Below are 23,349 nucleotides of genomic sequence, written 5' to 3' on the forward strand. Positions count from 1 at the left end.
TTAAATGGTTAAAATGTTAATATTTTAAAGAAAGGGAAGCCTCAGATGGAGGTCTTCCCCTTCGATTGTGCTAGACGACTAGTGCCGTAACGGTATCGCTGAAGTTCAGCTCGATGTCCCGTCCGATGTAGGAAGCCCGGAACTCATATTCCTGCAGCTTCTCCAGATTGCGCAGCTCGATGGTCGATTTGCTGTGCAGCACACCTGTCCAATCTTCCGCTCCCTTCTTGCGGTATTCGTAGCGGTATAACCGTGCCGGAGTCCATGATTTCACCCCGATACGGACAATACCCAGTCCCACTTGTACATGTGATACCCGCACGTTTTCCGCTTTGGGCGTCCGGTCGTTACGGTTGGTGTTGCTTTCCGAAGGCCGGTATCCTGCTGCAACAATGATAGCTGGATTGCCCTGCGCCACCGCATCCACATAGTGCGAAAGGCGGTAGATGACATCCTGCAGGTTTTTTCCTGTTTGTCCTTTGAGGATAACGGCGCGTTGGTCGCGGAACGAAGCTTCCGCAAACGCTGCACGATACGCTGTCAAACTGTTTTCCAGCGTTTCTAAACTTGGAACGGGATCGATAAACATATCCTCATTCTCTACCATTTTTTGAAAGATCTGTTCTGCATAACGCAATAGTTCCGTTGCGTTTTTGCATCTAAAATTGGGTTTTGCCATTTTTTTTCTGTTTTGTTCTCCATTCTCGGAGAAGGGTTTAAAATTTAATGAATTACTCCTGTTGTACGTACAGTACAAAGATGCGGTACAAAAACAGGCAAAAGGTGCGTATTTTCGCCAATTTCAAGGGGGGGACGAAAAACTTCTTGGCGAAAAAGCGCATCTTTACGAACGTTGTTGCTTTTCGTTTTTCTGTAAAAATAGAGCTGTAGATGCTTTTAAGGCTGGTTTTAGGTCAAGGTGAGTGAAAAATAAGACGTATAATTTAACTACTTATTTTTCCAGAACTAGTAGTAGTTTTTCCCGAATGAGTAGTTGGTTGATAAAAATAAATAGTTGTTCTGTCCTGTGAAGTAGTTCGTTGGGAAAAATAGGTAGTTGCTCCAATAGAAGAAGTATGTAGAAACATAAAACAACTACTTTGCACGGTAGGATAGGTAGTTGTTTTGGTAGAAAAGGTAACTCTTTTAAAGAAACAGGTAGTTTGCCTCTAAAACCAACTAGCTAGCTGCTCAAGTGAACGCGTTGTTTCTGCCCTGAAACTAGTTCGCAGAGTGAGAACGATAACTTATTTATCAAATGAACTATTTAAAAAAGAAAATGAATTGGTTATCTGCTCCATATCACTACTTTTTTCAGTCTAACAAATAGTTGGATTATGGACATAGTTCGTTTACATGGTCTTGATCAGTGCTTTTCGTTCCTCCCGGGGTGTCCGATGAAAATGTTTCTTATACCGGTTAGCAAAATGTTGTGCATGAGGAAAGTGAAGCATGCTCGCAATATATTCCACAGAGAGTTCGGGCTTTTGCTTTAATAGTTCGCGCGCTTTATGCAGGCGTATCAACATGATAGACGAATTTAAGTTGGTAGTACGTCCTTCGAATGCCCGACTAAGGCTTCGCGTGGAACAATGAAGCGCCTCGGCAATGGTCATCCGATTGAGATCTGCACGCATATAATGCTCGGTAACGTAGCTGATGGCTCGGTGATAAAGCTGGATCAATCCTTCTTCTTTGTCATGCCCTCCTTGCTTATCCAGCTGTTGCATATAGGCGGTATACAACTCGCCCAGTGCCAGCCCGATATGGTGAACGGTTGTAAACGGACCGAATGTTTTTTTGGAGAACTGTTCCAATACCTTCCGTTCGTTATAAGAAATGGTCACTGGGATCGTGATATTGCTTTCCTGCTGATCGTACTGTTTTCGCAACAAGGGCTGTTCAGCCAGAAGCTGCGGTCGCGATGCTCCGGTAATGCCCAGAAGTAGCATCCATTGTTTTTCAACGGCAACTGTTAGGAGATTTTCCTCTTCGGTTACCGTAAAAGAGAAGATGGTGTCGGGCTGGCTTACTTTTCCCGTAGGAAACGATAGCGTACCCTGAAATTGCAGACAGAGCCAGAGGATTTTCTCTTCTTTTTGTGGCAATGGAAAAGCGGTCAACTCGTTTGGTCGCCCTTTTAGCTCACAGAGTATAAAATCATGCGTTTCAAATTGGATATATAAAAGGTGTTCACCTAGCTTCTGTCGCGTTGCCTGATGCAGCACCGTGAGATGCATCCCCTTGAAGGTATCCCGCGTGGCGGGTCTGGCCGACAGGGTTTCTTTCCATACGTGAACAGGGTTTTTATCGAGCATGGTCATAATTTGTGTTGCTCTAATATAGGGATTTTGTACTCTTTTTCCAATTTACCCCCTAAGATTTGCCAAAATTACGCGGTCGCTTTTTGCTGATTGCCGCTACTTTTGCTCCGTAAACCTTAATGAAGTATTATGAAACACCTATTAAGCATGCTGCTTTTTGCCTTATTGCTATCTGCCTGTTCGGATAAGGAAAATAACGAACTGGAGCCGAAGCACATTTCAGAAAACCCTTCTATTTCAACCACCATGAAACTAAAGCTGAACGCGGCTTCCCTGACTGCATTTGCAGCACAGAATGTCAGTGCGATCGATGTTTTTGTCTATCTGGGAGATTCCTTGGTTTTTGGGAAGAATTTAGCACTTGGCGACGGAAACCTACAGATTGAAGTGCCCCTGGGCGAAAGCCTCAAAACCTTTGCTGTCGCAAATGCCGGAGAGATTATCGATCCAGAATCACTACAGAAGGTGCTTATCTCCCAGGATGTTGGTAGTCAAAAGGAAATATATGTTTCCGCCCTAACGACATTTATGTCCGACAAAACGGTAAGTACGGTCAATTTAGAGCTCAAACGGATGGTGGGACAGGCGGTTTTCCAGCCGGTCGAAGCCGTCGAAGAATTGACAGGTATCACGACTTTTGATGCGCTGGACGTCCATTTCAATAATGTGGTGATCGGCTATATGCCCGGTGCCAATCGCTTTGTAATGGATAAGGTGATTGTACGTACCAACATGGCCACGGGCTTTAAAGCATCGGTTTATTCGTTTCCTACACCGGATGCCAATCTAGGCAATATAGAGGTGGTTTACCTAAACGAGGGGAGCGAAGTAAACAGGACATTACGGCCTCTAAGTGTTGCCATAAAATATGAAAGCTCCAAACGCACAGTTGTGAATATGCCTATTCTGAATCCGGCTTTTCTAGCGCATAAATTATCCGCATCCTCCCGGTCAGCTTCCAGCGGTACCTCATCCGGTGTTACCTTTCAGGAGTATCAATTCTAACCCTAAATATGATGAAGAAGAATATACTATACCTATTTTTCCATGTGCTGATCCTTGCTTCGGTATGTGGATGTGCTAAACAGGACGCATACGATTCATCTGTCGTCAGGCAGTACAACATTTACCTGAATGGTAAACCTTGGCAGCTTAATCCCGGGATTTCTACCAAGCCTTTTTTTATATATAAGGATGATACAGGAGATTTTATAGCGAATTATACGAGCCATTACCGCTTTTCTCTTCAAAATGGCAGTTATCGTTTTGTAGCAAGCCCCATGCCGGCTAATCTGATTCCGGATTCGGTCTTGTCGACCAATCTGAAAGATCTGGTGATCAAGCAAGCACCGCGTGCGGATCAGCACGTACAGATTTCTGCAGCAGTGCTGTACAGTTCTCCTTTTGAGCAACCTTTACATATCGATATGATCAGCAGAACCGGAAGGCTACGTCTACAGGCGACAGATACCAAATCCGATAGAAGCTACACCACCGTCCGCGCGGTCGTTACGGTAAAGCGGTCCGGTTATCGGGTCATTGACGAGCGTTATGTTGAAACACCATTGGAAGTGACCCGCTCGATGGCTACAGACAGAGGCGGAGTCAACTATACAGATGATTTCGTGCTGTTTAATACTAAAAATGAAGAAAATGGCGTAGATGTTCGGCTTGAATTGCTGGACGGAACCGGTAGTATTGTTCGTACACGTAAGCTGGATGCACCGATCTCTATATTTTCGGATTCCCTGACGTTGGTACAATTTGGACTCAACGATTCTGAAGATCCAATGATACAGAAGTATAGTGTTACCGTTTTACCCGAAAATTGGACAGAAGAAGAATACGATGCAGAAGAGCCCTTTAGTATACCCGAAGGATTTACGGTGCTAGCGCCGGATGATGACATCAACACGGTATACAATGCATTGAAGAATGACAACGAGGTAAGCGAAGTGAAGCTTTTCTTGAGTGCCGGAACCAGTTATTTCTTTGCTAACGGTACATTGAGCAATATCGTTAAACCGCTGCATATCGTAGGGCAGCAGACTGCTGCAGGACAGCCCGCAGCCACACTCGCTATACAGGGCAATGTTAGTATGGGTACAAATACCGGTACACCGCTCAAGATCAGTACCATCCGTTTTGAAAACCTAGATCTAAAACCTTCCGCAGATTTCTTTAGGTTCCGTGATCAGGATTTTGAAGTGGACAACGTCATATTCCGCAATTGCGAATTCAGGGATCTACCCGCGACGATGTGGTATCAGCAGTCCGATGGAGACCTGATGCAGATCATTCACAACTTTCTTATCGAAGATTGCCGTTTTATCAATCTCAACTTAGGTAGTAGCGGACTGCTGGGGCTAGGAAATAGGCAGATACTACCGATCTATAATATTGTCTTCAAAAACTCGACTTTCCATGCTAAGACTTTGGGAACTGCCGCATTGATTACCAATCTCAATAGGATCGATAGGAATCTCTCCGTGACTATTGAAAATTGTACGATGGTCAATCTTGCCGGCGGAGATATGAAATTCTTTGATCTCAATGGCGCTAATACCGATGCATTCCATCTAACTGTAAAGAATAATCTGATAAGTGGGAATGCCGATGCAGGTCGAGGCACCTGGCTTATTTTGAACAAGGTCAGTAGTAGAGACATAACGAATAACTACTACACCAGTGGCTTTGTACTCAACAACTGGGGCGTATTGACCGGAGAGGAGCCAGTGGCGACACTGTTGCCTATGGCAGCATTGTTCGAGGATCCAATAGCAGGAGACCTGCATATTAAGGATAAGACATCGGAAGTTTATCTGCATAAGATAGGCGATCCGCATTGGCTTAAGTAATTTATTGAAAAACCAATAATCAAAGCAGATGAAAACGATTGCACTAGTTTTAATGATAACTATCCTATGTTCTGGTTGTGCGACTAAGCATGACCTGGATATAAAAAAGGAAGCCGTTGCGTTTAACGTATCCAAAGCCACGGTCAATCTAGCCAATGCTAAGGGCTCCGCAACAATCAATGTAATTGCGGAGGGAGACTGGAGCGCAACAGTAGAAAGTGGAGCAGATTGGATCTCCTTGGGCTCGTCCGAAGGTAGCGGTAATGGCCCGGTCCGTATCATGGTCTCCGATAATACAGCAGAAGGTACCCGCAATGGAAAGATTAATGTATCACAAACAAGCGGTGGGACAAAGGTTTCCAAGGAAGTGGAGGTAAATCAGCTTGGGGCAGATCCGGATATTTTGATAGAATATGCTACGGATGTCATGTCAGCTGCTGGCGGGGAACTGATCGTGACGGTAACATCCAATACAACCTGGGAAGCAGCAATCGATGAGACCTATTACTGGCTTACCGCAGCAGAGCGATTGAAAGCGAAGTCTACCCTTGTTACCGAGGAATTAAAGGTTTTGGTTGCGCCCAATGCAGACGTACAAAGAACGGGCAAGGTTCTGATACAGTCTACCGGGCCCTATGTCATCAATCGATCTGTAGACATTACGCAGGAAGAATCTTTCGCAGAGTTGAGTCTGACGCAGGACGAGTATATCGTTCCGTTCAAGACGGCACAGCTGAACGTACCGGTCGATTTAGGCAACAACGGTACCCGATATAGCATTACTGCGGATCAGGACTGGGTCACTTGGGATGAGGAGGCTTCGACATCTACACAGATCGCCTTGAAATTAAAAGACAATAGCCTGTCTGATTTTCCGCGTACAGCGCGGGTAACAGTCACGAATGTCAACCTATCAGAGACTTTTACCGTATTTCAGTACGGCAAACCTAATCCGCGTATCGGTGACGATGTGACGGTCGTGCCCCAAGCTTTTCCGGGGGCTGAGGGAGGAGGACGATTCACGACGGGTGGTCGCGGAGGCATCGTCTATCATGTCACCAATTTACAGGACTACGATCGTGGAGAATCTCCTATACCCGGAAGTTTGCGCTATGGACTAGATCTCACCGTACCTCGGACAATCGTGTTTGATGTCTCTGGTATGATTGAGCTGAAGCGAAGACTGGGCGTCGTACAGCCCAATGTCAGTATCATCGGGCAGACAGCACCTGGCGATGGGATTACGTTAAAAAACTATCAGCTGGAGATTTCGTCTACGCTTCATAGTGTGAACGCCATCATCCGCTTCCTTCGGTGCCGGACAGGTGACGAGAGGAGTGATCATGAAGATGATGCTATAGGTGGACGCTGGTTCAGGCAAGCAATTATTGACCATGTTAGTTCCAGCTGGTCGGTGGATGAGACCATGTCATTCTATGGTGCCAAAGATCTTACTGTGCAATGGTCTATTGCTTCGGAGAGCCTGAGCGAATCACAGCATGAGAAAGGAGCCCATGGCTACGGCGGTATGTTCAGTGGCGACAACGCGACATCCCATCATGTGCTCTTTGCACATCACGGTAGCCGGGTACCCCGTATCTCCGACCTATCTGCCGACGGACCTGGTATCCCCAACGACTACCACGGCTATTTCGACGTAAGGAATAATGTGTATTACAATTGGAATGGTGCCGGACAAGGGGCATACGGTGGCGCAAATGCCAAGTTCAATCTCGTGAAGAGTTACTACAAAGCAGGACCGGCGACCAATAGTAAGCGCACGAGGATACTTTCCTCTGATCCTTCTGCCCGGATATTTGCAGAAGGGAATTACGCCACCGCGGATCCAAATGTGGTTAACGATAATTGGACGAACGGTATCTGGAATGAGTTTTTTCATACCCTCAATCCTACCGAACAGGAAAAGCAGGCGATGAAGATGGATCAACCTTTCCCTTTTGAAAAAGTGACAACGCATGCGCCGGAGGATGCCTACCGTCGTGTTGCCGATTATGCTGGCGCTTCGCTTCGTCGAGATGCCGTGGATAAGCGGATTGTTAACGAACTGCTGACCGGTACCACGACGTATATAGGCTCGATATCGACCTCGCCTAAGCCCGGTATCATCGATAAAGTTTCCGATACGGACGGTTATCCGGTACTGAAATCTTTGGCAGCATGGCCCGATACGGACGGGGATGGTATTCCTGATATCTGGGAGGAGGCCTACGGACTGGATAAGGGGAATGCGCAGGATGCCAAGGGGTTTGACGTAGATCCTATGGGGCGCTATTCCAACTTAGAGGTATACTTTCACAATCTGGTCCAGCATATTGTCTACTACCAAAATTTAGGAGGTATCCAACAGGAAAAGAAATGAGAAACGAAAATATAATAATAGGTAACCAATTTATAAGCTAAAAATTTATGATGAGCAAAAGATTTTTTTTTAGTTGTTGTGCGATGCTGTTCGCAGCGATTAGCTTTGCGCAAACCGTTGTGACCGGCGTCGTTTCAGATAATGTCAAACCCTTGGGTGGGGTGACGGTCACGGTACGGGGAACCAGCACAGCGGCATCTACTGATAGCAATGGGAATTTTAGAATCAGCGTCGCCGACCCGGAGACAGCGGTATTGTTATTCAGGTTTATGGGGATGCACGAGCAGGAAGTGCGGGTGGATGGACGTCTCTCCGGTATCGAAGTGCAGCTGGTCAATCTGGAAAATCAGATGGAAGACGTCGTGGTGATCGGCTACGGAACGCAGAAGAGGGGAAGCCTAACGGGAACCGTCGCGTCCATATCGGGAGACGTACTGGCCAAAGTTCCGACGGCATCTGTGGCCGAGGCCATGGTCGGAAGGCTGCCCGGTGTACAGATCACAGCGGTGGATGGCGCGCCCGATGCGGATATCACGATCCGTGTACGGGGAGGAGGGTCAATTACACAGGATAATTCTCCCCTCATATTGGTCGATGGATTTGAGGTCGCGAATCTAAATGATGTTCCACCATCAGATATAGAGTCGGTAAATGTGCTAAAGGATGCGTCCTCTACAGCGATATATGGTGCACGTGGAGCCAACGGCGTAATTTTGGTCACAACCAAGCGCCCAAAAGCCGGACGTGCAGTCCTTACCGCGAACTCCTTTTGGCAGATGAAAACGCTTTCGCGTAAGCTCGATGTTATGGATCCTTATGAGTTTGTCATGATGCAGTACGAATATGATCGGCAGCGCTCGTCTAATCCAAGTGGCTTTTTCAACAAGTATGGACAAGCTTTCGAGATGTATAATTACCAGGGGATACGTGGCGTGGACTGGCAGAAGGAGATCTTTGGAGAGAATCCGATTGCCCGGTTCACCGATATCAATCTTTCTGGTGGTAGCGAGAAGACGAGGTACAAATTTTCGTTGGCAAATCAGGATCAACCGGGTATTTTGGTAGGTAACGGGCTGGCTCAAACGAATATCAACTTGACATTGGACACCAAATTGTCTGACCGTCTGACTTTAGAATACCGTACGCGCTTTACGAATCAGCAACTGGATGGTGCAGGTACGGAGGGTGTAAATCTGTTGGATGCCCTGCGTACTGCTCCGACTGAGGGTCTGGATGATTTTATGGCCCTACCCGAGGATAACACCTACTTTGATCCGGACGATTTCATCGAGGTTGTTCGGATGAATCCACAACAGAAGGCGGCAAACAACTACCGTAAGCGGGTGACGCGTACGTTCAACACGGCGGCAGGACTGACTTGGAATGTTTGGGAGAAGCTTTCTTTTAAGACGGAGATATCCGGTGAGTACAAGTACCTTGAAGACCAGCGTTTCTGGGGTGTAGATGAAAATGTAGCCCGCAATAACAATAATTTGCCGGTGATCCAATGGAGTATGAATAAGAATCCCAGATGGCAATGGACCAACCGATTGAACTATGACTTTAATTGGAAAGATATACACGAATTCCAGTTTATGATTGGGCAGGAGGTTCGACACCATGCGAACAGCGGAAAGTCCTATTCATCGCGTTATTTCCCTGAAAATATTACTGGCGAAAAGGCCTTTGACAATATTGCTTTAGGTACGGTCTATGAAAGCTCCTCCTCTGCAGGTTCACCGGTAAGAATTTCGTCCTTTTTCGGCCGTGCTTATTACGGTTATGACGATCGATATCTGGTGACCCTTGCGATGCGTGCCGATGGGTCGACGAAGTTTGCTCCTGGCAATCAATGGGGATTGTTCCCTGCTGTATCTGCAGCTTGGCGTGTGATGAATGAGGAATTTATGCAGGAGGTAGATTACCTGTCCAATCTAAAGGTACGCATCGGATATGGTATCTCGGGCAACGACAGGATCGGAAGTGACCTCTTCGCGAAGTATTATCGTGTGAATCGCAACCGTCCTGTCGGATGGGGTGAGGAGATGGATCATTACTATTACAATTTTTTTGACACGAACAACCTCTACAACCCTACGGTTAGATGGGAGACCACGATTTCGCGTAACGCGGGTTTAGATTTTGGATTTTTTAATGAAAAAATAAATGGTACGGTGGATGTCTATTGGAATACGGTAAAAGACCTGTTGGTACCTTCGGATATTCCGGCGCATTCGGGTTATACCAAGATTATGACCAATGTTGGACAGACATCCAATAGGGGTATTGATGTAGCATTGAATGCTTATGTCGTCGATAAAAGAGACTTTTCTTTGAACGTTAACTTTAACATAGGGTATAATCGGACGCGGATCGACAACCTAGCTACGGGCGAGAATGAATGGATCTTGTCTTCAAATTGGGCGGGTTCACAACTGCTCAATACGGACGATTATCGTGCCTATGTGGGCGGGACTAAAGGTTTAATCTTTGGCTTCGTTAATGACGGTATGTATACAATGGATGATTTTTCTTCCTTCAATACCACTACCAGAACATGGGTGCTCAAGGATGGTGTTGCCAATTCCCGAAATCTTTCGGGAGACCCTCGTCCGGGTAATGCGAAGTTTAAAAAGTTGACACCTGTAGATCCCAATGACCCCAATACCTATGTCATCGGAGACAATGACCGTACGGTCATTGGGGAGACGACTCCGGACTTTTCGGGTGGTTTCGGGCTCGACGCGAGGTATAAAAATTTTGATTTCACCGTATTCTTCAATTATATGGTAGGTTTTGATGTCTTCAACGCCAATAAGGTGATGATGACGTCCTGGTATAACAATAATCGCAACAACCTAAGCATGGATGTGGGAATGGATAAGCGTTGGCGGAATTTTGACGATATGGGCAATGAGATACGTTATAGCCCGGATGCTTTGGCTAAATTCAATGAAAATGCAACCATGTGGAACCCTACATCCATTGGACGTCCTATTGCGATGTCTTATGCGGTGGAGGATGGGTCTTTCCTGCGGTTGAATATGGCCTCTCTGGGTTATACCTTGCCCCAGTCGCTAACCAAACGGGTAGGCATCAATAGGGCACGGATTTATGCGACGGGATACAATCTTTTGACTATTACCAGTTATACTGGATATGATCCGGAAGTCAATATAGAGACTGGGCTTACACCAAATATCGATTATAATTCATACCCTAGAAGTAGGACGTATACCTGCGGGGTACAGTTTACATTTTAATCTTAAAGACTAAAACGAAAGAAACAATGAAAAAGTCATTATATGCAATTTTTGTGGGGTTGATGGTGTCGCTGTCATCATGTGACGATTTTCTCGCGGTAGAGCCACCGACCGGATTTACATCCGAATATATCTATTCGTCCGAATCGGAGATTAAGGCTGCATTGGCCGGTGTATATTCACTGATGCTCCGGGACGATGCCTACGGCAATAGGCTGGCCTATGTCTACAACTCCAACACGGACGTGGAAATGTCCGGAATCGCAACGAGTGCGGCGAACGTAAACGGAGGTGATATGGCTTGCTTTGAGCCCAAGCCCTATTGGACGACATTGAACGGAACCTGGAACACGATGTATGCAACCATCAATCTGACCAACGACATTATTCAGGGGGTAGAAACTTCCGAACTATATCAAAATGCGGATAAGACCAAGACTTCCACTATTACACAAATGTACGGTGAGGCGAAAACATTGCGCGCTATGCTGTACCTTGACCTAATCCGTATCTGGGGTGATGTGGTATTCCGTACAGTGCCTTCCTCTTCCGAGGAAGACTTGTTGGTAGGTGTTACCGACCGCAATGAGATATTGGAGTTTTTGATTGATGATCTGAAGGCGGTCGAACCGCTGATGTTTTACGCCGGCGAATTGGATTATGGCGTAGAACGTGCTTCACGTGAGTTCTGTCAGGGGCTCATCGGGTTGTTGGCGATGAATAGAGGTGGCTGGGCACTGCGGCCCAACGTAAGCAATCCGGCTAGCATAGGCTATATGGAACGGGGTGAGAACCATGCACATTACTATGATATAGCTATTGAATACCTAGGCAAGGTCATTAACGATGGTCGGCATAACCTGACCTTGAGTTTTGAAGAACTGTGGGACAGGGAAAATAATTGGTCAACCCCACACAACGATGATATTATCTTTTCTATTCCGATGCTGAAAAACTCGTCCAGCCAATTTGCCTACTACCTAGGGATTCCCATTACGGCAGGTACGCATCCTTATGGCGGAGCTTCCGGCAATCTCAACCTCAGTGCGCTATATTTATATTCCTTCGATAAGATGGATCTCCGGCGGGACGTTACCTGTGCGCCTTACCGCTACAACGAACGCCTAAATCAGGAGATTCGGCTGGATTTGGCGACATTGCCCACCGGAAAATGGTCCAAACTGAAAATGAATAACCCATTGGGAGCTTCCAGCCAAGCCGGCACCGGAATCAATTTTACATGGATGCGTTTTGCCGATGTGCTGTTGCTTTATGCCGAAGCGGTAAACGAGCAGTTCGGTCCACGCGAAGACGCGAAGGAATGTCTGAAACGCGTCAGAAGGCGAGCATTTGAATCTTCGGATTGGAGTAGCAAGGTGGATGCCTATGTAGATGTGCTCGGCAATAAAGAAGATTTCTTCAAAGCGATTATGGATGAGCGGAAGTGGGAATTTGGTGGAGAAGGTATCCGGAAATTTGATCTGGCTCGCTGGAACAAATACAGTGAAGTGATTTACCAGCTCTACCATGACATGATCAGCTGGGGTAAAGTGGCCAATGGTGGTTTTGATCCGGATATTCCAGATGCCGCAGCCAGCGTCTACTGGCGGAATATACCCGATCCCAACAATTCGGATCGCACGATTCTGGATATAGTGGGTATTGATGAATTCGTACATGCTAGGCCGGCGGGATATACGGAGCACGAACTTGCAAAAAAATGGTATGCACTGGATAATGCCACTGAAAGCTATGAGCCTATTCCTGCTATACGTTGGAGCTTTAGAGGTTTTATCAATTACAATAATGCGGCCCAGGTTAGTCCAACCGACCCCTTGCGGTACCTGTGTCCATACCCAAGTAAGGTGATCACCGACCACCGTGGTAAAATACAGAATTATTACGGGTTTAATTATTAAGGTTATGAAATACAAAACAATGATGAAAAGACTATCTATTTTATCCATCCTGTTCTTAGCCGGTTTTTTTACCTTGCTTTTTAATGCATGCAAAGAGCTAAACTATGATGAAGATATCGACTTGTTTCAGCCCAGATTCGTGTTGTCCGAGCCGCGTGTAGAGAGCAACTCTATCGCTTGTGTCTGGTATAAAGTCAATGATGCGGTATCTTACCAAGTGGACTTTTACCTGGACAATTATTACACCGATCAATTTGCATCGTATACGGTCACCGAGCCGCAGATATTCATAGACGATATTCCGTATGCCACACGATATTATATCCGTGTACGATCTGTAGCTGCGGATACGTTGAACAATTCGCGTTGGACGACGACAAGTGCTTTGACGCAACCGCGCCCGGCATATGCCAGCTTATTGGAGCGTGTGGCCAAAGGGGATATACTGGAAAATTCGGCTATTATACGTTGGACGATTGATTCCGATAATCCGGTGGATAGTATCAGCCTTGTGCCTGCCATGGATGCTGCGCTACCCACTATCACTCGGTACCTGACGGCAGAGGAGATTAACCAAGGGTATGCGGATATTGGCGGACTGGAGAAAAACACATTATATAATGTAGATATTTACGATACCCACAAGCCACGTAAATACGACAAACCTTATAATACGGTTACCTTCCGCACAGCAGGCCCTTCTGCGGAGACGGTCATTGTGGGTGCTACCGACAATTTACAGCAGATATTGACCGAGGCCAATAATAATGCAGATATCCCTGAAGGTGTGGAGTATTATATTCCTGCCGGCTCATTCTACAAACTGGCGCCATTCCAGATTAGGAAAGGTTTTAAGCTTGTAGGTGCGCCAGGAAGCACTAAAGCGCAGATCGAAATGACAGGCAACTGGGATATTTCTTCAAATGCCTATATTGCCAGTCTTGAGTTTGAAAATATTGAGTTCTTTCAAAATTTGGAGGCTGGTTATTTTCTCAATAGTGGTGGAGGCTGGAATTTGGAACAGGTAATTTTCTTTAACTGTAATTTCAAACATTTCAAACGGGGATTCTGGCGTCATCAGGGTAGCTCTTACAAACGGATCGGTCGCCTGGAAATGGAAAACTGTCTTTTCGACGAAAACGGAGGACATACCGGACCATATGGATTATTTTCCATCAACTCCGGAGGCAATGACAATATCGAACATGCCAGTTTTACCAACTGTACCTTTATGCGGGACTACTACGGGACAACAGACCGTACCCGAAATATGCGACATCTGTTTGACTACGGTTCCTCAGCCTATCCGATCAAGCTGGAGTATCGCAATATTTCGATTTATGATTATGCCTACAATCAACGATTGATCAACATCTCTTCGGCAGCAGGCTCGTCATTGGTGTTTGAGAAAGTTCTGATTGCTTCGGCTTCCGGCGCTCCATATGCGATCGCTGCGGCTACGGCGACCAGTTTCGATCAGAATTATGCGACAACGGATTACCTTCCGGGATTGACGCCTATTGCTGGTACGGCATTGGGCGTTAGTGCGGCAGATCTGTTTGTCAATCCGACAGCAGGCAATCTGACCATAAAAGATGTAAACTCACCGATCGTCACCAATCGGGTAGGAGATACGCGCTGGTTGCCTTAACAGGATAATTTAGTTGTGCAATGTGATGAAAGCCCTCCTCGTGAGGGCTTTCTTGGGTGATGTGCTATTATAGCTATAAAACAAGAATGTTGGTGTTTTGGAATATTTAGGTGGGTGAATTGGCATTACTCATCACAAATTAAACCCCAGGCTTGCTTTTTAGCACAAAGACCGTAATATTTGTTTTTGTTTATTGCGAGAGAAGAGGATGAAAATATTTACGCTAACCTTGCTGTTGTTGTCAGTTTTCGTGCGGTTGTGCAGCCAGCCCAGATCGTCTATACAGCATTATAGCCTGCAGGAGGGACTGCCACAGCGTAATATCATGGGCATCACACAGGATAGGAAAGGGTTTATCTGGCTGGGTACTTGGGATGGTATCTGTAAATTTGACGGACATACATTCACCTCGTACAAAACCAGTCCGGAGGATGCTGTGGTAATGACCACCAATCGGGTGGACAAGATATTGGAAGATAAATATGGTTATATATGGCTTTGTGCCTATAACCAGGAGACCTTCAAGTTTGACCCCCGTACAGAAAAGTTCGTAGCTCGCCATCCGGCCGGCAATATGACATTCAAGACCTCGCATATACGCGTACAGCCCTCAGGTAATGTATGGTTGACCTCGGAGAAAGAGGGCGCGGTATGTGTCACGAAATCCGGTGAACATGCTTTTTCCTTGGAAAGAAACAATCTGCCAGGGAATAAAGTCTATTCGGTTTACGAAGATCAAGAAGGGGTATCCTGGATACTTACGGATAATGGTGTGACGCAGGTATCGATAGCTTTGGAAGCGAGTCGGATATTAAATAACTTCTATGCAGCACCCCAATCCGCATCGGTTAAGATGCCATTTTTTTGTGCATTGGAAACCGACGACGAAATCTGGTTTGGTTCCGGCCGAGGGAAGATACTTTGTTATCAAAAAGGAAGTAAAAGCTTTTTGCCTTTTGAAACCGGACTGTCCTCCGATATCGTATCGATGGCCAAAGTCTATGATAACTTATTGGTGATATTGAGTTCTAAAGACGGCTTTATCATCTGTGATCGACAGCGTAGCCAACTAAAAAAAGTGGATAGTTCGACCGCTAAAGAGCTTCCTACCAACGAGATGATCTCCTGCTTTGTGGATAAAAGCCATAATATATGGCTGGAAACCAATTCAAAAGGTTTGGCGCGATATAATATTATAGAGGACAAACTCCGTTATTACAGCCCGAATGATTATGGAAACAATAAGGCGGTGCATCCTTCTTTCTTTATTGTGGAGGACAAGATGGGTGGGATATGGACACATCCGCACGGAGGTTTTTCATTTTACGATCCCAAGACGGATAGGTTGGTGCCCTTCTATAATAATCCGCTATCGTCTGAGTGGCGGTTTTCGGATATGCTGCACAATATTTTTCAGGATCGACAGGGCAATCTTTGGATGAGTGCCCGCTCGGGAGGGCTCGAAAAGATTGTATTTGATAATCCGCTCTTCAGGTTAAATGATTTTTACTCCAATAAGATTTCGGCAACAGGGTTTGAAGTTAGGTCTTTTTTACAGGATGATAAACAACGTATCTGGTTGGGCAGTATGAATGGTTACATTTCTGTTTATGATGCAAACAAAGAGTTTTTAGGTTTTCTAAATAAGGATGGCAGCATTTCAAAAAGCGGAACACCGCTTCGATCGGCTGCAGCCTATAGCTTTCTTCAGGATCGTAAGGGCAAAATATGGATCGGTACCAAGGGGAATGGGGTATACGTGCTTACACCGCATAATGCACAAGGAGAAACATTTCATATCCAGCAGTTCACACACGATGCTTTAGATCGGTTCAGTCTGAGCCACAACGCGGTATATGCTATGCACGAAGATGATCAAGGCCATATCTGGATAGGAACTTTTGGTGGTGGAATCAATCTCTTTGATACACAGCAGCAAAGATTTATCAACCAGAACAACAGGTTTGCCAATTATCCATCGGAAATCGGCCTGCGGATCCGCGATATCAAGAGTCGAGGAAATAAAGTGTATGTGGGCACCACGTTAGGACTGCTCGTGTTAGATATGGATTATGGACAGCGGCAGATTAAAACCCATAGGGTCTATGCTAAACGCGACAAAAAGGAGAGCAGTCTTCGCGCCAACGACGTGTACGACGTGTTGGTAACAGGTAAAAATGAAGTGTATGTGGCTACATTCGGAGGTGGACTGGCAAAAGTTCAACACTTCGATGCAGAGGGATTTCCCGGAACATTCAAGATTTATGATCGCCAGAACGGTCTGTTGTCCAGTATTGTGCTGTCTATTTCCGAGGATGGAGATCAAAATTTATGGATAAATAGTGAGGGTAGCCTCTCACGCTTCGATCCCCGTACGGAATCGTTTGAGCAGTTCAACGACGTGAGTAGGGCCATTCGTAATCAGAATTTTACGGAAGCATCGCCCTTGTTGACGAAAGAGGGAGATCTGATTTACGGATGTGCACACGGTACGTTATCTTTTTCTACACACCAGATCGCTAAAAATACATTCACCCCTTATCTGGCACTGACTAATTTCAAGGTCGCTAATCAGAATTACGCCCTCGCAGTGCAGCTTGATGATGCTGATAAGGTGGTTTTGCAACATGATCAAAATACGTTCAGTGTGGAGTATGCAGCACTCGACTATGCAGACCCCAATAGTATCACATATGCGTATATGTTGGAGGGTTTCGATGAAGATTGGATTTATGGACAACAGCAGCGTATCGCCAACTATACCAATATTCCACCAGGTGAGTATGTATTCAAGGTCCGATCTACCAATAGCAATGGGAGCTGGACATCCAATACCCGAACGATGGCGTTGCTTATCCAGCCATCCTTTTGGCTCACAAAATGGGCCTACTTTATATATATTGTGTCTTTTGGCGCATTGCTGTATATTATCTTTAGGTCGCTGTTCGTTTTCTACCGCATGCGTGACCGCATCAAACTGGAGCAGGAACAGGCGGAGCTGAAGACGCGATTTTTCACCGATATATCACATGAAATCAGGACGCCACTGACGATGATCGTGTCGCCAATCGAACACATGTTACAGCACGGTAAGACCCACGAGGTTCTCAAACCGCAGCTTCAGTTGGTCCTGCGTAACGCCAACCGCATGTTGAAGATGGTCAATCAGATTCTCGATTTTCGAAAGATCCAAAACCGAACCCTACAGATACGGGAGGTTCCGGTCGGAACATTTATGGAAGAGCTCTGTCGGGGATCTTTTCAGATTATTGCGGATCAGGGCGTCACGCTAGTAGTGGACAATCAGGTGGGAGATATGAAAATATGGGTGGATTCCGAAGGACTGGAAAAGCTGGCCTACAACCTCATCTCCAATGCCGTCAAGCATGCTGCAGAAGGTAAGCGCATAGAAGTTTCGGTCCTCTCCAAGGAGAATGCAGTTGCATTGCAGATCAGAGACTATGGAGAAGGCATGACCAAAGATACCCTAAGTAAGCTGTTCACCCGGTTTGTATCTTTCAGTAAGGACAAGAGCAAACCAAGTACCGGTATCGGACTTTCCATTGTACAAGAGATCGTGGACAAGCACCACGCGAAGATATACGTAGACAGTGAGGTTGGTAGAGGTACGACGTTTACTGTCGAGTTTCTATTGGGCCTGGATCATTTTGCCCACGATGCCGAAGTCGAGATCTGTAAGAATGGAGATGCACGGCAGGATTTGGCTATCCCCATTATAGACACCGTCGAACCTGTAGTGCCAACAGATAAAATGTCTGTTCTGGTTGTGGAAGACGATCCAGATCTCCGAACTTTTATCGCTTCGTTGCTTCAGGAACATTACGACGTATGTGTTGCCGGTGATGGAAAGGAAGGATATGAAAAGACCTTAGCGTATATGCCAGATTTTATTTTGAGCGATAGCATGATGCCAACCGTTGACGGGATTACCTTCTTACAAAATGTACGTGAAAACAGGGATATTAGTCATATTCCATTTATTCTATTGACAGCTAAGGCGGGAGAACAGCACGAACTGGAAGGTATCCGCATGGGAGCAGATGACTATATTACGAAGCCGTTCCACGTCAACCTGTTGATCGCCAAGATTGACAACATCCTCAAGCAAAGACGTCTGCATGCCGACCATCTACGAAGTAAGCCAGCCCCGGAACAGACGGAAGAAGTAAAATCTGCTGTACATAATGCCATTACTGTTCAAGACGAGCTGTTTTTACAGAAATTGCAGGAAAGTATACTAGAGCATATTGACGATAGTGCGTTTACAATTGATGATTTGGTCAATTCGACACATCTGAGCCGCCGGGTTTTTTTTAATAAAATAAAGAGCCTCACCGGATTGGCTCCAGTAGAGTTTGTGCGGGATATACGTCTTACCCATGCGTCGACACTTTTAAAGACCCAGTTATATATGATCAAAGAAGTGGTGTATATGGTCGGATTTTCTGACGTACGTTATTTTACCCAGTGTTTTAAGGAAAAATATCAAGTGACCCCAGGACAGTACAAGAATCGGTTTAAATAAGATGGCTATGCCAATTTGACTAACGAATAGTTCCAAAATGTCCACGGTATTTATAGGGTTTATCCCCTATTATTGCAAGACTTGAATAGTTAATTAATACACATTTTAAACTTACAAACTGGTATATGATCAATCTCTGGACAAAAAAAAATATTCGATTCGCCGTTTTGTGCTGTTTGTTGAGCGTCGGATTCCATATAGCTCGGGCTTCAGAAATTCCGTACAAGGATTATCAGCGCTTGTATAAGAAGCTTCCTTTTGAAATGCCCGTTCTTGAGCGCCCTGTATTTCCACAAACTACGGTCAATATCAAAGACTATGGTGGTCAGGCTGACGGAGTTACGTTGAATACAGAAGCTTTCGAAAAGGCAATGGTTGGTCTGTCTGCCCAAGGTGGGGGTACGCTGATTGTGCCATCAGGCGTCTGGCTGACTGGCCCTATCACGTTACGGTCCCATATTAATCTGCACCTGCAGAAAGGTGCGATTTTATTGTTTTCTTCGGATTTTAACCTGTATCCTTTAGTAACGGCTGTTTTTGAAGGTAGGGAGAGTAGACGTTGCCAATCGCCAATATCTGGAAAGAACTTGGAGAACGTGGCGATTACCTGGAAAGGTGTCATCAATGGTTCGGGCGAAGCCTGGCGGCCGCTAAAAAAGATGAAGGTTTCTGAAGCACACTGGAAGAAGGTGGTACAGTCCGGTGGTGTACTTAAAGACCCCGGTCTATGGTATCCTTCGGCCAATGCCCTAAAAGGAGATACCGCCGATCGACAGTCCTTTTCGTCCGAAGCAGATTGGTTGTCCATCAAAGATTTTCTACGTCCTGTCATGATAAGCTTGGTGGAGTGCAGAAATGTGTTATTGGAGGGCGTACTTTTCGAAAACTCTCCAAGCTGGAATATCCATCCCTTCCTTTGCGAAAATCTCATTATCGACAATATACAGGTGCGCAATCCGTCTTATGCGCAAAATGGCGATGGATTAGATATCGAATCCTGTAAGAATGTAATTGTAACCGGGTCTACCTTTGATGTGGGGGACGATGGAATATGCATCAAGTCGGGTAAAGACGAAGAAGGCCGTGAGCGCGGTCGTCCTACGGAAAATGTTATTATCGAAAACTGTAGAGTGTTCCGCGGACACGGCGGTTTTGTCATTGGAAGCGAGATGTCTGGAGGCGTCCGGAACGTATTTGTCTCGGATTGCCAGTTTTTGGGCACGAATATCGGCCTACGGTTCAAGAGCGCCCGCGGTCGGGGAGGTGTGGTCGAGAATATCTATATCCAACGGGTCAATATGTTTGATATTGTCCACGAACCCATGTCTTTTGATTTGTATTATTTTACCAAAAGGACAGACAGCATTCCTGTGGTCGACGTTTCGACACCGGTCTTTAAAGATATATACATCAGCGATATTGTAGCAAGCAATGTGGACAAGGCTATGTTTTTCAACGGTTTACCGGAAATGAATATGTCCAATATCAACGTGAGCAATACCGTTATCACGGCTAGGCGGGGCGCAGAACTATCTGATGTAACACAGGTGAAATTTGAGAATGTGGCGATTTATCCCCAGGAAGGTCCGGCACTGCTGCTGAACAATGTGAAGGATATGTTGGTTAAAGGATTTAAGTACCCGGAGCAAATGAAAGAGCCTGTGCTGATCAAAGGAGCGGAGTCCAGAAACATAAACCTACCGCGTGGTATCGCAAACTAAGAATATACCGAGATAGTACGAATTATTTAAATGAAAATAAATATGATAAGATTTTTTTTAGCTTTTAGCTTATTTATTGCCGGTACAGTGTACGCACAGGAACCCTATAAGAACCCGCAGCTGAGTTTTGAAGTCCGCGTGGAAGATTTATTAAAGCGCCTGACATTAGAAGAGAAAATTGCTTTAATGCAGGATGTTTCGCAGCCTATCGAGCGGTTAGGTATGAAGACTTATAATTGGTGGAATGAGGCTCTTCATGGTGTGGCACGTGCGGGGATCGCTACGGTATATCCGCAGCCGATAGGCATGGCGGCGACGTTTGACAATGAGGCGGTATTTAATGTATTCACCGCTGTGTCAGACGAGGGTAGAGCCAAGAATAGCTACTACCGGCAGCGTGGTGAATATGGACGTTATCAAGGTTTGACCATGTGGACCCCGACGATCAATATCTATCGGGATCCGCGTTGGGGAAGAGGGATTGAAACTTATGGAGAGGATCCCTACCTGACCAGTTTAATGGGCGTGGCTGCCGTGAAAGGACTTCAAGGGCCATCGGATGAAAAGTATGATAAGTTGCACGCCTGTGCTAAGCATTTTGCGGTGCATTCCGGCCCAGAGTGGAACAGGCACTCCTTTGATGCCAACAATATCAAAGCCCGTGATTTGTGGGAAACCTACTTGCCGGCATTTGAAGCGTTGGTCAAGGATGCACAGGTCAAAGAGGTGATGTGTGCTTACAATCGGTTTGAAGGAGAGCCTTGTTGCGGTAGCAATCAGTTGCTCCACCAGATTCTGCGGGAGAAGTGGGGGTTTCAGGGAATTGTAGTCGCCGATTGTGGGGCTATCCGCGACTTCTATGGAAAGGGTGCGCATGAGACACATCCGGATGCGGAAAGTGCTTCGGGACATGCGGTGTTGGCCGGAACAGATTTGGATTGTGGTTCGAGCTACAAAGCACTGGAAGAGAGTGTGCGCAAAGGGTATATTAAAGAATCGGATATCGACGTATCTGTTCGGAGATTGCTATTAGCTCGTTTTCAACTCGGCGAGGTGGATGATAGTAATTTAGTGTCTTGGACCAAAATACCGTACAATGTTGTCGCTTCCGAAGCCCACGATGAACTGGCGGTAGACATCGCCCGCAAGTCGATGACGCTGTTGCAGAATAAAAACAATGTTTTGCCGTTGAGACGAGGGAATCTCACCGTAGCGGTTGTTGGCCCCAACGCCAACGATTCCATTATGCAGTGGGGCAATTATAATGGTACACCGGCTCGTACGATCACTATTTTGGAAGGTATCCGTGCAGCTTTGGGTAGTACGGACAAGCTGATCTATGACAGGGGATCTTCCCTGGTCGAGAATACGCTGATGGAAAGTGCCTTCGGTCAATGTCGTTCGGTAGATGGGCCAGGGTTTAGTGCACAGTACTGGAACAATATGGAGCGTAGCGGAAAGGCCGATGTCAAGACACAGATCACCACGCCTTTCAATTTTAACACTATGGGCGCTACCGTATTTGCAGCAGGTGTGGAACTTACCGATTTCTCCGCACGTTACAATACAGTATTTGTTCCGAAGCGTTCGGGCGAGGTCGTGTTTGATTTTTATGTGAACGGTATCGCTAATTTATTGGTAGATGGCAAAGAGGTCAAGGGCGTGAAGGCGAATCACGGGAGTCGTAAGATGTCTCATGGAATGAAAGTGGAGGCTGGGAAATCTTATGACCTGCAGATAGACTTCTTCTACAACAGAGGCGACGCCCAGTTGATGTTCGATTTTGGATATAAGGAAGAAATTAATGTGGCCAAGACAGTCGAAAAGGTAAAAGATGCTGATGTTGTCATTTTTGTAGGGGGGATCTCTCCGTCGCTGGAAGGTGAGGAGATGGGCGTTAATTTGCCCGGATTTAAGGGAGGTGATCGTACCGATATCGAACTCCCTGCCGTACAGCGTAATTTAATAAAAGCGTTAAAAGACGCAGGAAAGAAAGTGATTTTGGTTAATTGTTCCGGCTCGCCGATAGGATTCGAGCCGGAAGTAGATAACTGCGAGGCCATCTTGCAGGCCTGGTATCCCGGACAATCTGGCGGTAAGGCCGTGGCGGATGTGCTATTTGGGGATTACAACCCCGCGGGTCGTCTGCCGGTAACCTTCTATAAAAATGTACAGCAGCTGCCTGATTTCGAAAATTATGATATGGAAGGCCGCACGTACCGTTATATGAACGAGAAACCGCTGTTTCCTTTTGGATATGGTTTGAGTTACACCACGTTCGCATATGGTAAACCTCGTCTGGATAAGGCTAAAGTAAGGGTCGGAGAGACCGTCCGTGTGACCGTTCCGGTAACTAATACAGGTGGTATGGATGGTGAAGAGGTCGTGCAGGTATATCTGAATAAAGCAAAAGACAAAAGTGGTCCGCATAAAACGCTAAAAGCATTCCAGCGTTTGCATATTCTTGCAGGGCAGACTGTCGATGTTGTACTCGAGCTCTCGGCCAAACAATTCGAGTGGTGGAACGAAGCTACGCAGGAGATGGATGTTAGCGCAGGCAAATTCAATGTTTTTGTGGGTAGCAGTTCGCAGGACAGTGATTTGAAAAAGATAAGTCTGGAACTGTGGTAGGTAGGTTTTTGTAATTATTTTGCAGTATGACAGGGCATCACTAATTTTTTGTGTTA

General features: G+C 46.0%; 11 protein-coding genes. 9 read left to right on the plus strand and 2 right to left on the minus strand.

The features are described 5' to 3' along the window. Positions 1 to 70: 70 nt before the first annotated feature. Positions 71 to 679 (minus strand): fibronectin type III domain-containing protein, encoded by a 609-nt coding sequence (locus H8B06_RS11445; RefSeq protein ID WP_190994406.1) that lies wholly within the window; start codon positions 677 to 679, stop codon positions 71 to 73. A gap of 673 nt (positions 680 to 1,352) precedes the next feature. Continuing rightward, the gene (locus H8B06_RS11450) at positions 1,353 to 2,318 is read right to left on the minus strand and encodes a helix-turn-helix domain-containing protein (protein ID WP_223857629.1); all 966 of its coding nucleotides are present in this window, start codon (positions 2,316 to 2,318) and stop codon (positions 1,353 to 1,355) included. A 135-nt stretch (positions 2,319 to 2,453) separates the two neighbouring features. Here H8B06_RS11450 and H8B06_RS11455 point away from each other — a divergent pair, with 135 nt between their 5' ends. From H8B06_RS11455 to xyl3A, 9 genes are all read left to right on the plus strand, one after another. Further along, entirely contained in the window at positions 2,454 to 3,329 is an 876-nt protein-coding gene (locus tag H8B06_RS11455) for a hypothetical protein (protein ID WP_190994408.1), read from the plus strand. 8 nt (positions 3,330 to 3,337) lie between these two features. Next, positions 3,338 to 5,182 (plus strand): DUF5123 domain-containing protein, encoded by a 1,845-nt coding sequence (locus tag H8B06_RS11460; protein ID WP_190994409.1) that lies wholly within the window; start codon positions 3,338 to 3,340, stop codon positions 5,180 to 5,182. Positions 5,183 to 5,210: 28 nt separating this feature from the next. Further along, a complete protein-coding gene (locus H8B06_RS11465; protein WP_190994410.1) occupies positions 5,211 to 7,562 on the plus strand; it encodes a BACON domain-containing protein in 2,352 nt (783 codons plus the stop codon). Positions 7,563 to 7,609: 47 nt separating this feature from the next. Continuing rightward, on the plus strand, positions 7,610 to 10,825 hold the full coding sequence (locus tag H8B06_RS11470) for a SusC/RagA family TonB-linked outer membrane protein (RefSeq protein ID WP_223857630.1): 3,216 nt from the start codon (positions 7,610 to 7,612) through the stop codon (positions 10,823 to 10,825). 26 nt (positions 10,826 to 10,851) lie between these two features. After that, positions 10,852 to 12,744 (plus strand): RagB/SusD family nutrient uptake outer membrane protein, encoded by a 1,893-nt coding sequence (locus H8B06_RS11475; protein ID WP_190994411.1) that lies wholly within the window; start codon positions 10,852 to 10,854, stop codon positions 12,742 to 12,744. A gap of 19 nt (positions 12,745 to 12,763) precedes the next feature. Continuing rightward, complete coding sequence (locus H8B06_RS11480) at positions 12,764 to 14,395, plus strand: DUF5123 domain-containing protein (RefSeq protein WP_190994412.1); 1,632 nt, start codon at positions 12,764 to 12,766, stop codon at positions 14,393 to 14,395. Positions 14,396 to 14,603: 208 nt separating this feature from the next. Continuing rightward, complete coding sequence (locus tag H8B06_RS11485) at positions 14,604 to 18,941, plus strand: hybrid sensor histidine kinase/response regulator transcription factor (RefSeq protein ID WP_190994413.1); 4,338 nt, start codon at positions 14,604 to 14,606, stop codon at positions 18,939 to 18,941. 125 nt (positions 18,942 to 19,066) lie between these two features. Then, positions 19,067 to 20,662, plus strand: a complete 1,596-nt coding sequence (locus H8B06_RS11490) for a glycoside hydrolase family 28 protein (protein ID WP_190994414.1) — start codon at positions 19,067 to 19,069, stop codon at positions 20,660 to 20,662. 42 nt (positions 20,663 to 20,704) lie between these two features. Continuing rightward, on the plus strand, positions 20,705 to 23,293 hold the full coding sequence (xyl3A, locus tag H8B06_RS11495; RefSeq protein WP_223857631.1) for a xylan 1,4-beta-xylosidase: 2,589 nt from the start codon (positions 20,705 to 20,707) through the stop codon (positions 23,291 to 23,293). Positions 23,294 to 23,349 lie beyond the last annotated feature (56 nt).

Origin of the sequence: Sphingobacterium micropteri (assembly GCF_014692515.1) — a bacterium.
Taxonomy (GTDB): Bacteria; Bacteroidota; Bacteroidia; order Sphingobacteriales; family Sphingobacteriaceae; genus Sphingobacterium; species Sphingobacterium micropteri.

Coding starts and splice junctions, on each gene's coding strand:
- H8B06_RS11445 (WP_190994406.1), bottom strand. CDS start 679: ATGGCAAAACCCAATTTTAGATGCAAAAACGCAACGGAACTATTGCGT.
- H8B06_RS11450 (WP_223857629.1), bottom strand. CDS start 2,318: ATGCTCGATAAAAACCCTGTTCACGTATGGAAAGAAACCCTGTCGGCC.
- H8B06_RS11455 (WP_190994408.1), top strand. CDS start 2,454: ATGAAACACCTATTAAGCATGCTGCTTTTTGCCTTATTGCTATCTGCC.
- H8B06_RS11460 (WP_190994409.1), top strand. CDS start 3,338: ATGATGAAGAAGAATATACTATACCTATTTTTCCATGTGCTGATCCTT.
- H8B06_RS11465 (WP_190994410.1), top strand. CDS start 5,211: ATGAAAACGATTGCACTAGTTTTAATGATAACTATCCTATGTTCTGGT.
- H8B06_RS11470 (WP_223857630.1), top strand. CDS start 7,610: ATGATGAGCAAAAGATTTTTTTTTAGTTGTTGTGCGATGCTGTTCGCA.
- H8B06_RS11475 (WP_190994411.1), top strand. CDS start 10,852: ATGAAAAAGTCATTATATGCAATTTTTGTGGGGTTGATGGTGTCGCTG.
- H8B06_RS11480 (WP_190994412.1), top strand. CDS start 12,764: ATGATGAAAAGACTATCTATTTTATCCATCCTGTTCTTAGCCGGTTTT.
- H8B06_RS11485 (WP_190994413.1), top strand. CDS start 14,604: ATGAAAATATTTACGCTAACCTTGCTGTTGTTGTCAGTTTTCGTGCGG.
- H8B06_RS11490 (WP_190994414.1), top strand. CDS start 19,067: ATGATCAATCTCTGGACAAAAAAAAATATTCGATTCGCCGTTTTGTGC.
- xyl3A (WP_223857631.1), top strand. CDS start 20,705: ATGATAAGATTTTTTTTAGCTTTTAGCTTATTTATTGCCGGTACAGTG.